Consider the following 13,939-nt stretch of genomic DNA (forward strand, 5'->3'; position numbering starts at 1 on the left):
GGGCGGAGCCATACTATGGCCGCGTCAGCGGACATGGTATAATAACCACAAAACAAGCAAACATATACATAAAGGAGTGACACAATCTTATGAAAAAGCCTTCTTCTGGGCAGACCGTCATCCAGATCTTTCTGTCCTTGATCCTTGTTCTTTTTATTATTTCCTTTGCCGTTGTCTTTACCTTAAATTTCCGTCCACTCTACTATCTTGATATGGGACTGCTCAACATTTCCCAGACCTCAGGATATTCTGAGGAAGAAATCCGGGCCAACTACGACGTCCTTATTGACTACAATTCCATATTTGGCCCGGACACCCTTGAATTTCCCACCCTTCCCATGTCTGAAACCGGGGAGATCCATTTTGAGGAAGTAAAAGTTATCTTTGTCAATGTCCAGATTCTGTGCATTGTCACATTTATTTTAGGACTTGCAGGTATTTTGTGGCAGCGGCGCAAAAAAGACTGGCGCTATTTAAAATACGCCTCCATTCTGGCCATCGCCATCCCTGTAGTGTTAGGAGTAATCATCGGCCTTAACTGGGAACAGAGCTTTGTCACCTTCCATCATATTTTCTTTAACAATGACTACTGGATCTTTTCAGCGGACACAGACCCGGTGATCACCATTCTCCCGGACACATTTTTCTTCCACTGCGCTTTTATGATCCTTGGCCTTGTTGTTTTAGGAAGTATTTTATGTTTTATATTTTACAGAAAAACTCGCAGGAAATAACAAAGTTGCATGGGCTTTCTCCTCTTCCGCCGCACTCGCACAAAAAGGCTGTGAGTAAACGGATTCACGTTTTCTCACAGCCTTTTTGTGGCATACCATATTCCCGGCAGTCTGCCGGAGTATGACGGCGGGACTATCGCACTAAGTCATTAAGTGCGCTGCCTCTTTTTATTATACACAAAAATAGGGTTATAGATACATACCGCGGCTTTCGGCCTCCTGAATATGCGCCCGGATTTCTTTTTCATGGGCCTGGCAGTAGGCGTAGCTGTCTTTCATAATGGATTCAACCACCATTTCACTTAAAATCCATTTCAGGGACGGACGTTCATACTCTCCCCAGGAATCCTGAAAAATCTCATGCCATACATAAAACCAAGCGAAATGAATAATTTCGTGGATACATTGTCCGATGGCCCCTTTTTCGCTGTTTTTATAGAAAAAATCAAAACGGTGTTCCCTGAGGAAACGCGGCTCAGTAGGATTCATGCTGACACAGCAGCACAGATCATTAAACAGATTCGCCTTCTGTCTGAAAACTCATGATCTGACAGATCATATCATCAATTCCCCGATTCACAAAAGTGACATTCATAAAACCCCTCCCAAAAAATCCTCCGACGTCAAATGCCTGTTTACCGCCTTACGGTTATCCGCAAATTCGTACTGTTCCGATAATGGCCAAAGAGTTATCAATATTTTTTTGCAGCTGCCATTTCTGTGGCGCTGTCGAACCCGTTGGAGGCGATGTGCTTTGCCTCTGTTTTAATAAATTCCAAAAAACAGCCTAATGACAGATATGACAAAGACAACTCCGCAGACGACAAAGATGGTAACAAAGATATATCCTCTGCCTGTGAAGAGATCAAATTCCTCCAGGTCAAAGCTCCGCTTTTTAATACACCGCATAATAGCGGCAAGATTCAGAAGAATGACAATGGCCATGCCGGCCAGGGAAATAATAGCCAGAACTCTCTGTAAAATACCTATCACATTGGCTTTCTGAGCGTAGGTGCTGACTTCGATCACCTTATTATGGGTAATACAAGTCAAAACATTGCCATCTTCAAGAACATTTTCATAGTTATTATTTTCCACAAAATGTCCGCCAAAGCTTCTCGGATACTGGAAACGGTAATAAAGACCTTTGGTGGACTGGGAGCCTCCGAGAAATAGAGTCAGGTCGATCTTATCCGTATATTGATAGGTGATCTGGTTCAGCCGGTTTTCATCGGACTGGCCGCCGGACAGGGAAGAATTGCCAGACTGAGCATTGCCGTCTAAAAAGGCGCAAGTCAATTCAGAGAGTGCCTGGGCACTGTCCGCGCCCATAGTCACAGTGTAAATTGTATTGCTTCCCGATTGAGATGTCTCACAGCTCATGCCTTCCAGGAGCTGCTCGTTGATCCTTGTCTCAAAGCGCTCGCCGATAATACTATTCTGCTCAGAGGTGAGTGTAAAACGAATATTGCGGACAAAGTCCTTTTCATTATTCATCACCGTGTCTACTTCCACCCGGTCAATATCCACACTGTAGCCCAGATAAAGGGTGATCTCATCGGAGGGGGCTACAGTAATATATGTGCTGCAGTACTCATCAGTATTTTCAAAAGTACAGCTTCTCAAATATTTATAGGTACTTTCACAATTTTCAAAAGAATGCTCAGGCGACGCCTTAAAAATATAGGTCATCACTGTATTTTCATCAGAAAAATCCAGAAAATAGGAGCCATCCAAATACTGGGTAATCCGCCGCTGTGCCCGGAGGGTATCCTGCTCGTCACTCTCCTCGGTCACTTCAAAAACCGTGTTGTCAGAGTGGAGGGCCTGATTCATCTTATTGACATAATCCTCAGCACTCACAGCACTGAACTTGATGGTAAATACGGTCCCTTCCTCTGTCGTTCTTGTGGAAAATGTTCCATCGTCAGGCACCAGACTGTTCATGATCTGTGTCAGTTCGCTTCCCAGCTTTTCCACAACAGAGGTTCCCGCATAATAATCCAGCACCGCATCGTAACTTCCGCTGCTGTTTAATGTTGTCTCCACTGTAATTGTGTTAAAGGCATTGGAATCCATGCGGGAGACGCTGATACAGTTTTGAGCCGGGATTTCCTCCCCGTCAAAAACCAACGTTGTGGTTCCTGACGTAAAAAGTTCATCGGCGGTCCGCCCCTCCAGATTGGAGTTATCCTCAAGCATAGCGTCCGTCAGCCAGAAAAACAGTTCTGTGGATGTGAAATTTTCTTCAATAATAAAGCCCTTTTTCAGAAGGCTGTCCGAATATTCAAAATATACGGAGGGCATATTATCCGCGTCGTAGCTAGCGCTTCCTGAAAAAATAGCCCGAATTTTACTGTAATACTCATTGTAGGAGGTAAAAGGAATACTTAATGTGATCTCCACGTCACCGCCATCCAGCATCTGAGCCTGGGCATTCATATCCGTAGGCGCGTTGTCCGTTAAAAGCTGGTTCAGTCCCTCCAGATCACCGCCAAAGAGGAGATCAAATTCCCTGGCAGACAGTACCGCCTTCATAGTACGCTCTCCGGAAAAACTGGTGTCCACAGTCAAAGTAGTGTCCACAGACACCGGCTGCACGGAACCACAGCCCCACAGGCCGCCCGCAAACAGAAGCAGCCCGGTAAACGTAAGCAGTATAAGCAGATTTCTTTTTATCTTTTTCATAATGTCACTACACCACTTTTCTATTTGCCGTATTTCATTACACAGCGGCGTCCGAAATCAATGGCACGGGCGACAGTCCCTTCCCTGACTTTCTGGCGGTTGCCGCTGAAGTGACATTCGATCACTTCGGTGTGGCCTTTCACATAGCATCCAATATAAACAAGTCCTACCGGCTTCTCGGACGTGCCTCCGCCCGGACCTGCAATGCCGGTCACAGACAAAGCCACCTGGGATTTAGCCGCCCTCGCTGCTCCCTTAGCCATCTCTCTGGCCGTCTGAGGGCTGACAGCCCCATATTTTCTCAACGTTGAATTTTTCACCCCAAGAAGGTCTTGCTTGGCCTCATTGGCATAGGTAACAAAACACCGGTTAATCACATCCGAGGCGCCGGCCACGTTAATAAGACGCCCGGACAGAAGACCACCGGAACAGCTCTCCGCTGTAGTCACCGTCAGGCCGTATTTTTCCAGCAGGGAGATAAACTTGTCTTCAAGCGTCACCTCATTGCGGGTTGTATATATACTTTTTCCAAACCGCTTTTTCAGTTCACGGATCACCGGGCGGATCAGCTTTTTGGCCTCCTTTTTTGTAGCCGCTCTGGCAGTCACACGCAAGTGGACCTCCCCGATCTTGGCGTAAGGAGCTATGGTTGGATTCGTCTGGTTTTCAAGAAGATCCTGGATCTGGTCTGCCACATAACTCTCGCCCATGCCACCAATCTTTACCGTCCTGGAATAAATGATCTGGGATGTGAGCTTTTCAAGGAATGGCCGAATGGCCTCCTCAAACATGGGATACAGTTCTCCCGGAGGTCCGGGCAGCAGGATCACCTGTTTTTCCCCGGCCGTAGTCACAATAAGCCCCGGCGCCGTACCGTTGTGATTGTCCACTACCTGGCATCCCTCAATAATCATGGCCTGCTTCCAGTTGTTATCTGTAGGGGGCCTGTGAATACCCTTTTTAAAATAATCTTCAATGCGCTGCCGGCTATGGGGATCTTCCACCAAAGGCAGCCCTAAAACCTTTGCCACAGTCTCCTTTGTGAGATCATCCTCTGTGGGTCCGAGACCTCCCGTCAAAATCACCACATCGCTGCGGGACAGTGCCGTGGCAACAGCCTCCTCAAGACGGCCAGGATTGTCTCCCACCGTGACCTGGGTATAGCAAGACAGCCCCAGGGCGGCGCACTCTTCCGCCAGATAGCGGGCATTGGTATTGGTAATATTTCCAAGTAAAATTTCAGTTCCCACGGAGATCAGTTCCGCAACCATTAGATTTTTCCTCCATCCAGCAAGATATTTTTGTTTTTAACCAGGTAATCAATTAAGGAAACAACGGTAAGGATCAGGGAAGCATAAATCAGCACCTGTTCAATCCAAAACACAATGGTTCCTCCAAAATTGGGCATCATAAAAATAATGGTGACCATCTGAACCGTCGTCTTTATTTTGCCCCAGTAACTGGCGGCGATAACCACGCCGGACTCAGCGGCAACCAGACGGAAACCGCTGATAATAAACTCTCTGGCAATAATGATCAGCACAACCCATGAGGGGATACGGCCAAGATCCACATAGCACACAAGGGCAGATACTACAAGAAGCTTATCTGCCAGAGGATCCATAAACTTTCCGAAATTCGTCACAAGGTTATATTTTCTGGCGATCTTTCCATCTAACATATCGGTCAGACTGGCGATGACAAAGATGGCCAAAGCGACATACACAGACCATGGGCCGATAGCATCGGCAGCCAGCAAAAATACTACAAAAAACGGGATTAATATAACTCTCAAAATTGTCAGTTTATTTGGCAGATTCATAAATCACTTCTCCTATCAGATCATATTCATGGGACGCAGTCACCCGGACCGTCACAAAACTTCCGGACAACAGTTCTTCCCGGGCAGAGATAAATATATAGCCGTCCACATCCGGCGCGTCTTTATAGGTACGCCCTATGTACACACCCTCCTCAGGAAGTTTACCTTCTACAAGGACGTCAAGAGTTCTTCCCACCATGGCAGCGGATATATCAAATGCAATGTTCTGCTGAAGAGACATCAGTTCATCCTGACGGCGCAGCTTTTCTTCCTCCGGAATCTGATCCGGCATAGTAGCGGCTGCGGTTCCCTCCTCCGGGGAGTAAGTAAATACTCCAAGCCGGTCAAACCCCATCCTCTCAACAAAATCCATCAACTCTTCGTGCTGCTGCTGTGTCTCTCCGGGGAAACCTGTAATCAGGGTTGTGCGCAGGGCAATATCCGGAATATTTTCCCGGAGTTTCTGGATCACATTCTCCAGATCTTTCCTGGTAGTGCGCCGCCCCATACGCTTTAAGATCTCGTCATTGGCATGCTGTATAGGCAGATCCAGATAGTGACAGACTTTTTCTTCCTCCCGGATTACCTGGATCAGCTCATCGGTAATTTCTTCCGGATAGCAGTAGAGAATCCTTATCCAACGAATACCGTCAATCTGGCAAAGCCTGCGCAAAAGCTCTGGGAAAACTTTTGCACCATAAAGATCTTTCCCATACATGGTCGTCTCCTGGGCCACAATGTTCAATTCCTTTATCCCGGCCCGGGCCAGATCCTTGGCCTGTTTTAAAACTTCTTCCATGGGATAGCTGCGGTACTCCCCGCGGATTTTAGGGATAATACAGTAGGAACAGTGCTTGTCGCAGCCCTCCGCGATCTTTAAATAGCTGCTGTATCCTCCGGTGGTGATCACCCGCCGTACATCCGGTGCCGGCAGCTCTCCCAGACTATGAATATCCAGCAACCGCTGTCCCTGGAGAACTTTGTCGATGACCTGGCAGATATCGCCATACCCTGTGGTCCCCACAACGGCGTCCACCTCCGTGATCTCGTCCAATATCTCCTGCTGATAGCGTTGGGCCAGGCATCCGGCAGCTATAAGCACTTTAACCTGCCCCGACTTTTTATATTCAGCCATCTCCAAAAGAGTATCCACACTCTCCTGCTTCGCGTCATGGATGAAACTGCATGTATTGACCACAATAATGTCGGCTTTTGTCTCGTCATTCGTCAATGTATAGCCCTGCTTTGTCAGCAGGCCAAGCATCACTTCCGAATCCACCAGATTTTTGTCGCATCCAAGAGATACAAAATATATATTCATTGATCCACTCCTTAGCTTTTCTATTGTAACAGTTCAGTCCGCCCATACGCGCTGCCCCACGGCTTTCGCCGCTCCTTTGCTCATAATCCGGCACTCACCTCATCAGGAATAGGGCGGGCTGATCTTTATGCAAGCATAAATCATCCCGCCTATCCCTGATGACTGAACTGTTACTTTTCATTTTATCAGCTTTTACCGAAAAATAAAAGCCTATTCTATAATATTAATGAGTTGCCCGACAAATGGGCATGAGACGCGGATCGCTCCACAAATTCACAAATTTACATGCAATCATGAAAATTATGACCTTTTGCTGCTTGTCTCATATAATGCCGAAGGCCCCCGAAAAACCAAAAGGTCCTCCGGAGGCCGTTATCATCAGGAATTAGAACGTTTTTCTTCTTTTCTTCTGGCAGACTCAACACAGTTGGACATTAGCATGGCAATGGTCATAGGGCCTACGCCACCAGGTACAGGGGTGATCATGGACGCCACAGGTTCCACCTGTGCAAAATCCACATCGCCGCAAAGTTTATTTTCCGCGTTTCTGTGAATACCTACGTCAATGACAACCGCGCCCTCTTTCACATAATCTTTTGTAAAGAATTTCGGTTTGCCGATGGCACACACAAGGATATCGGCCCGGCGGCAAATCTCTTTAAGATTTTTTGTTCTGGAATGGCATATGGTCACTGTGCCGTTTTCACGAAGCAGCAGGAGGGACATGGGTTTGCCCACAATATTGCTGCGGCCTACTACAACGCACTCCTTACCTTCAATGTCAACGCCGCTGCGCTTCAAAAGCTGAATAATGCCCGCAGGCGTGCATGAGACAAATCCCGGCTTTCCGATGCACAGAGCGCCCACGCTCCACGGATGAAAGCCGTCCACATCTTTTTGTGGGGAGATAGCTTCAATAACCGCGTCCTCCTGGATATGGTCAGGCAGGGGAAGCTGTACGAGGATACCGTCCACACTGTCATCCTCATTAAATTCACGAATTTTTTCAAGGAGTTCTTCCTGGGTTGTCTCCTCAGGCAATTCACAGGAAATGGAACGGATACCGATATATTCACAGGCTTTTTTCTTATTGCGCACATACACGCAGGAAGCCGGATCCTGTCCCACTAAGATTACGGCGAGACATACCTGGGTGCCCCGCTCTTTCATCTGAGCCACTTCTTCTTTAAGTTCATCTTTGATCTGCGCTGAGATCTGTTTTCCATCAATGAGTTTTGCCATAATTTTTTCCCCCTGTTATTTTAAAATAATCCGGTGATCCTGCCGCTTTCATCCACATCAATGCCTTCTGCCGCCGGTACTTTGGGAAGTCCTGGCATGGTCATGATCGCTCCGGTAATCGCCACCACAAATCCGGCGCCGGCGGACACATAAACCTCCCGGATATTGACTGTAAATCCTTCCGGACGGCCAAGAAGGTTAGCGTTGTCAGACAGTGAATACTGAGTTTTTGCCATACATACCGGCATATTGGAAAATCCCATGCTCTCAATGCGGTCCAAAGCTTTAGCGGCGGCCGGCGAGTAGGTGACTGCCGCGGCGCCGTAAATTTCTCTGGCTACAGTCTCGATCTTCTCCCGCAGGGACAGATCATCGGGATAAAGAGGCGTGAAATGGCTTTCCTTTGTCTCCAGTGTATCCACAACTTTCCGGGCAAGTGCTTCGCCGCCTCTGCCGCCGTCCTCCCATACACGGGCAAGGGCGAAGCTGGCGCCTTTTTCCTCACAAAATTTCTGGACAAATTCAAGTTCAGCCGGCGTATCGCTGACAAAAGCGTTTAATGTGACAATGACCGGCACATGATATTTATGAAGATTTTCAATATGTTTTTCCAGGTTTACAATACCTTTTTTAAGGGCCTCAACGTTTTCCTGTCCAAGATCCGCCTTGGCCACGCCTCCGTTATACTTCAGCGCACGAACAGTTGCTACAAGAACAACAGCGTCCGGTTTTAGGCCGGACATGCGGCACTTAATGTCAAAAAACTTTTCTGCGCCAAGATCCGCTCCGAAGCCGGCCTCTGTGACAACAATATCCGCCATTTTCAAAGCCATGCGGGTGGCCCGGACACTGTTGCAGCCGTGGGCGATATTGGCAAAAGGACCTCCGTGAACAATGGCCGGGGTATGTTCAAGGGTCTGAATCATATTAGGCTTAATTGCGTCTTTAAGCAGAGCCGCCATAGCGCCGACGGCCTTTAAATCCGCCGCAGTCACCGGCTCTCCTTTATAGTTGTAAGCGACAATGATTTTGCCAAGCCGCACTTTAAGATCTTGCATATCTTCCGCAAGACAGAGGATGGCCATGATCTCAGAGGCTACGGAAATAACAAAATGATCTTCCCGGACAACCCCATCCATCTTGCTGCCAAGGCCCACAACAATATTTCTCAGAGCCCGGTCATTCATATCCACACACCGTTTCCAGACAACCTGCTTTGGATCAATTCCAAGAGTGTTACCCTGATGGATATGATTGTCGAGCATAGCTGCCAGAAGGTTATTGGCCGATGTTATGGCGTGGAAATCCCCTGTAAAATGGAGATTCAGATCTTCCATAGGGACAACCTGAGCGTATCCGCCTCCGGCGGCCCCTCCCTTGATCCCAAAACAGGGGCCCAGTGACGGCTCCCTCAGAGCGATTACCGCCTTTTTACCAATGTAATTCAGCGCCTGTCCAAGACCTACAGTGATGGTTGTCTTCCCCTCGCCGGCAGGAGTTGGATTGATCGCTGTGACAAGAACAAGCTTTCCGTTAGGGCGGTCCTTGATCCGCTCCCACAGTTCATCGCCAAGCTTTGCCTTGTATTTTCCGTAAAATTCCAGCTCATCCTCATTGATGGACAGTTTGGCCGCCACATCTTTAATGGGCTCCATTTTCGCCTCCTGGGCAATCTCAATGTCTGTTTTCATACATTCTCCTCCTTTGATCATTAAACATGTTTCATCTAAATTCTTAAATATATTCGCAGCAATTGGGCCTGCGCTCTCCGCAAAACCGCTATTTTCCATAGTTGAAACACTACACATACTCTTCCACATATTTTTCAAATTCTTCCGGGCTCATTAAAACCTTTCTCGGTTTTGTCCCCTCTTCAGGGCCAACCACACCCGCTTCACAAAGCTGGTCCATGATCCGGGCAGCCCGGTTAAATCCAATGCGGTATACTCTCTGGAGCATACCAATAGAGGCTTTATCTTTTTCAATGATCATACGTCCCGCTTCCACAAAATATATATCTCTTTCAGGAGCGCTGCCCTTGGCAGATACAGCCGCGCCGGAACTGATACTATTGACAATGGCCTCACTGTACTGAGGCTGTTCCTGGTCTTTCGTCAGGAAATCCACCACCGCGTTGACCTCCTCGTCGGAGACAAAGGAGCCCTGCACACGCACCGGTTTCTGGTAGCCTGTGGGATAAAAGAGCATATCGCCCTTTCCCAGAAGTTTCTCCGCCCCATTCATATCAATAATGGTACGGGAGTCCACGCCGGAGGACACAGAAAAAGCGATCCTGGACGGGATATTGGCTTTGATCAGGCCGGTAATAACATTGACAGACGGGCGCTGGGTAGCGATAACAAGATGAATCCCCGCCGCCCGTGCAAGCTGGGCCAGACGGCAGATAGCGTCCTCCACTTCATTGGAGGCAACCATCATTAAATCCGCAAGCTCGTCCACGATAATTACAATCTGTGGCAGACGTTTATGATCCTCGCTCTCCCCGGTGGCCTCGATCTTGGCATTATAGCTCTTCATATCCCGCACGTTGAGCTGGGCAAATTTAGCGTAGCGCTTTTCCATCTCCGCCACAGCCCAGTTTAAAGCGCCCGCCGCTTTTTTCGGATCTGTCACCACGGGAATGAGCAGATGGGGAATGCCGTTGTAAACGCTTAACTCTACCACTTTCGGGTCAATCATGATCATCCGCACATCTTCCGGCTTAGCTTTATAAATAATACTCATGATCAGCGTATTGATACAAACCGATTTACCGGAACCTGTGGCGCCGGCGATGAGCAGATGAGGCATTTTCGCAATATCTGCAATGATCACCTGGCCGCCGATATCCCGCCCCACAGCAAAGGCGATAAGGGATTTACTTGTCTTAAACTCCTGGCTTTCCAGGAGGTCCCGAAGCATAACTGTGGATGTCTCTTTATTTGGAACCTCGATGCCCACCGCCGCCTTTCCGGGGATAGGGGCCTCGATGCGGATATCCGCCACAGCCAGGTTCAGCTTAATATCGTCGGTCAGAGACAGAATTCTGCTGACTTTAACCCCCTGCTCCGGCGACAGCTCATAGCGGGTTACTGACGGTCCGCAGCTGACATTGGTCACATGAACTTTAACCCCAAAGCTGTCCAATGTCTCCTGTAGCTTCCTGGCTGTATCTTTCAGATACTTATCAGAATCCGCCGCACCGCTCAATGGTTTGCCCCGTTTAAGGAGATCCATGGGCGGAAAGACATATTCTTTCACCTGGGGCATGATCTGATCGTCAGTAACCGGCTCCGGAGCGTTATCTGCCTTAGGTGACCGTGAAGCCGCCATTTTTACAGTTTCCGTCGGGGACAAATCCGCCTGTCCGGGAACATACTCTCCCAGATTGGTGTATTTTTCCTCCACTGTACGCTGACGGATCTCATCGCTTCCCCGGTCTCCATTCCCGACATTTTCTTTACTGTTCTTCTTTGTCTCTTCCCACGGAAGGTCGATGTCCACCGCTTCGTCCATCCCACTGGCAGTCTCTTCACTAAGCAGCCCTGCCTTAGAAAGATCCGGCAGAGGCAGTGTTGTCCCAAAGGGGTCTGTGAGGGCGCTGGTCGGTTTCACCATAAAATCAGGGATTTCTATCATGGAGTCTTTTCTTGATTTTTTGCCGTCATTCTTGACACCGTCGCCTTGAACCAGCTCATCAGGTTCCAGGTATACCGGATCTGGAGTAAAATCAAAATTCTTTTCCAGATCCCCGCCGCTTTCTTTGGCTGAAGTAATATCTTCCATACGGGTAATGGTCAAATCCGGAAAATCCAGTTCTTTTTCTGATGCAAAATCTTTAGAATCCGCCTTTTTTTTCAGAGACGTGTCCGCAGGTTCCCCGGCGTGACTGTCCCCTTTAATATCAAAGCTAATAGGAGCGATCTTCTCACCGTAATCCCCTTCCGGCTGGATCATTTCTTCATGATTTTTCTTCTTTCGGGATCTGAAAATCCGGATCTTACCTTCCGAAGCTTTCTTGGTATCTTCTTCATCTTCGTAGTCTTCGTCAAAATCTTCATAATCTTCCGGTTCCTCCTGATCCGAAGCAGCATCTGCCATGCGCTCAAGGCGGGCCTGCTCTTCTTCCTGACGCCGCTCTTCCCTGGCCTGGGCCAAAAGCGCCTGACGGCGGCGATAGCTGGCCGCAGCAGACGACAGTCCCTGGGATATTTTCCGGAACAAGGTGACAAAGACAGATTTCCCGGCAAATAAAACAAGGGCCACGGCAAAAATGGCAATAATGATCAGGTAGGATCCCGCCACGCCGAAAAATGGCGTCAGAAGCCGGCACACAAGTCCACCCACAATTCCCCCGCCATTTTTATAGACAGCGCAGTCCTCATAAAAATCTAAAACGGAGAGATATGTATCTCCCGGATCCGTGATCATCTGGGCAAAAGCCGCAACGGCAACAAACAGCACAATGCCGGACAATATTTTTACTGCGGCCACCCTGTTGTGACGGTTGGAAATATAGAATGCGGTGCCAAAGAAAATCATATAGGGGACCAGGTAGGCGATCCATCCTACAACGCCAAACATAAAATGAGAAATATGGCGTCCTGCACTCCCGCACAGATCGTATATACTTAACAGTAATAAAATGGAAACCGCCAGGGCAATGATCAGTTCCAGCTCGTCATACATACCGCTGCGCCGGCGGTAATCGACAGCGGTATTTTTCTTATTGGCAGAAGACCCCTTTGCCAAAGACGTTTTTCCTTTGCCGGATGTACGTCCCTTTGCCGGACTCTTGCTTTTACCTGTTGTATTTTTTCCTGATGTACGTGCCGGTGACGTCTTTTTCGCCGGCGTCCTGCGGTTGCCTGAGCGGGCAGTTTCTGTCTGCCTTGCAGCCATGGGATCATCCTCCTTTAAAATCAATTGCGAAACGTCCTCAGCACACTTCTTCAAACGTTTCGCAACATTAATTTCCCTTATATCTATCTTATGTTGGATAACTGTTCAGCCATCAGGGATGGGCGGGCCAAACGGTTAAAATCACATTTTACTTTAAGCCTCCGCCGCTACCGGATAAAGAAATAGCAGCAAATAGAGATCACGCCGATCACCGCGCAATAGTAGGCAAAATATTCATATTTTGCACGTTTTACCACATTGATCATAATTTTTATGCAGACAAAGCCTACAACTCCAGCAACGATCATTCCAATAAAATAATTTAAGATCAATCCCCCATTGACCGCATCGCTGCCGATATGGCGGAGTTCTAAAATATTGGCCCCAAGAATTGCCGGGATGGACGCGAGAAATGAATATTTTACCGCGAAAGATCTGTCCAGGCCAAGGAAAAGGCAGGCTGATATCGTGGCTCCTGAACGGGAAATTCCCGGCAGAGTAGCCACGCCCTGGGCCAGTCCGATAAGCCCCGCGTCTTTGTAGGTGGTCGCTTTAGCTTTTTTCCTGCCGTTTGGGCGCCCATCCACAAACAGAAGAAGGATTGCTGTAATGAGCAGACAAATCCCCGGAACAATAAGTGTGTTGGAAGCCATCTCAATCCATGAACTGAACACAATGCCAATGATCCCTGTCGGAATGGTCGTCACAATGACAAGAGCTGCAAACTTCCGGTAGGCGTTGGTAATCAGGCGGCGGTATTTATGATCTTGCTTATTTATTTTATTCATAATGAAAGTCCGGATATTCATACATACGTCTATGATCAGACCAATACCATGGATCACCAGATTTTTAAAATCCTTCCAGAACACAATGCAGACGGCCACCAGTGTTCCGAGATGAAGAAGCACTTCAAATAAAACGCCGGTATCTGTCTCGATGCCGAAGAGCTGCTGAAAAATAGCCAGATGACCGGAGCTGCTCACCGGAAGAAACTCAGTAAGTCCCTGGATCAATCCCATAAATATTGCCTGTAATATATTCATAACTCCTACCTTCCCGCTGTCATGGAACCGACAGCTTTATCCTCTCGTGTTTTAATGTGGCAGTCATTTTTTCATACAAACTTTTTCTTATCTTACTACATTTTCATACATTTGTCAAAAACTGATTGGACTATCATCAAAGGATAGTCCCTCTGCTACTTTGCATGTGTCGATCATGCTGTGA

At 48.0% G+C, this 13,939-nt stretch carries 10 protein-coding genes; 1 reads left to right on the top strand and 9 read right to left on the bottom strand.

What is annotated here, in order from left to right:
* Positions 1-89: 89 nt before the first annotated feature.
* The gene (locus HNP82_RS10930) at positions 90-734 is read left to right on the top strand and encodes a TIGR01906 family membrane protein (RefSeq protein WP_183774491.1); all 645 of its coding nucleotides are present in this window, start codon (positions 90-92) and stop codon (positions 732-734) included.
* A 189-nt stretch (positions 735-923) separates the two neighbouring features.
* Here the strand turns inward: HNP82_RS10930 and HNP82_RS10935 are convergent, their stop codons facing one another.
* The 9 genes from HNP82_RS10935 to HNP82_RS10975 all read right to left on the bottom strand — a co-directional run bounded on the left by HNP82_RS10935 (position 924) and on the right by HNP82_RS10975 (position 13,755).
* Positions 924-1,223: a hypothetical protein gene (locus HNP82_RS10935; RefSeq protein WP_183774494.1), complete on the bottom strand. Its 300-nt coding sequence runs from the start codon at positions 1,221-1,223 to the stop codon at positions 924-926.
* 276 nt (positions 1,224-1,499) lie between these two features.
* Complete coding sequence (locus HNP82_RS10940; protein WP_183774497.1) at positions 1,500-3,422, bottom strand: Asp23/Gls24 family envelope stress response protein; 1,923 nt, start codon at positions 3,420-3,422, stop codon at positions 1,500-1,502.
* Between the two features lie 20 nt (positions 3,423-3,442).
* On the bottom strand, positions 3,443-4,693 hold the full coding sequence (locus tag HNP82_RS10945; protein WP_183774500.1) for a competence/damage-inducible protein A: 1,251 nt from the start codon (positions 4,691-4,693) through the stop codon (positions 3,443-3,445).
* The gene (gene pgsA, locus HNP82_RS10950) at positions 4,693-5,244 is read right to left on the bottom strand and encodes a CDP-diacylglycerol--glycerol-3-phosphate 3-phosphatidyltransferase (RefSeq protein WP_183774503.1); all 552 of its coding nucleotides are present in this window, start codon (positions 5,242-5,244) and stop codon (positions 4,693-4,695) included. The genes HNP82_RS10945 and pgsA overlap by 1 nt, the downstream gene beginning before the upstream one ends.
* Positions 5,228-6,565: a 30S ribosomal protein S12 methylthiotransferase RimO gene (rimO, locus tag HNP82_RS10955; RefSeq protein WP_183774506.1), complete on the bottom strand. Its 1,338-nt coding sequence runs from the start codon at positions 6,563-6,565 to the stop codon at positions 5,228-5,230. Before rimO ends, pgsA begins: the two co-directional genes overlap by 17 nt.
* Before the next feature lie 378 nt (positions 6,566-6,943).
* Positions 6,944-7,807: a bifunctional methylenetetrahydrofolate dehydrogenase/methenyltetrahydrofolate cyclohydrolase FolD gene (gene folD, locus HNP82_RS10960; RefSeq protein WP_183774510.1), complete on the bottom strand. Its 864-nt coding sequence runs from the start codon at positions 7,805-7,807 to the stop codon at positions 6,944-6,946.
* A 20-nt stretch (positions 7,808-7,827) separates the two neighbouring features.
* Positions 7,828-9,498 carry a formate--tetrahydrofolate ligase gene (locus HNP82_RS10965; RefSeq protein ID WP_183774513.1) on the bottom strand — a complete coding sequence of 557 codons (1,671 nt, stop codon included), beginning with the start codon at positions 9,496-9,498 and terminating at the stop codon, positions 7,828-7,830.
* Positions 9,499-9,607: 109 nt separating this feature from the next.
* Positions 9,608-12,709: an FtsK/SpoIIIE family DNA translocase gene (locus HNP82_RS10970; protein WP_183774516.1), complete on the bottom strand. Its 3,102-nt coding sequence runs from the start codon at positions 12,707-12,709 to the stop codon at positions 9,608-9,610.
* 167 nt (positions 12,710-12,876) lie between these two features.
* Positions 12,877-13,755, bottom strand: a complete 879-nt coding sequence (locus HNP82_RS10975) for an undecaprenyl-diphosphate phosphatase (protein ID WP_183774519.1) — start codon at positions 13,753-13,755, stop codon at positions 12,877-12,879.
* Positions 13,756-13,939 lie beyond the last annotated feature (184 nt).

Origin of the sequence: Catenibacillus scindens, assembly GCF_014202115.1 — a bacterium.
GTDB lineage: Bacteria > Bacillota > Clostridia > Lachnospirales > Lachnospiraceae > Catenibacillus > Catenibacillus scindens.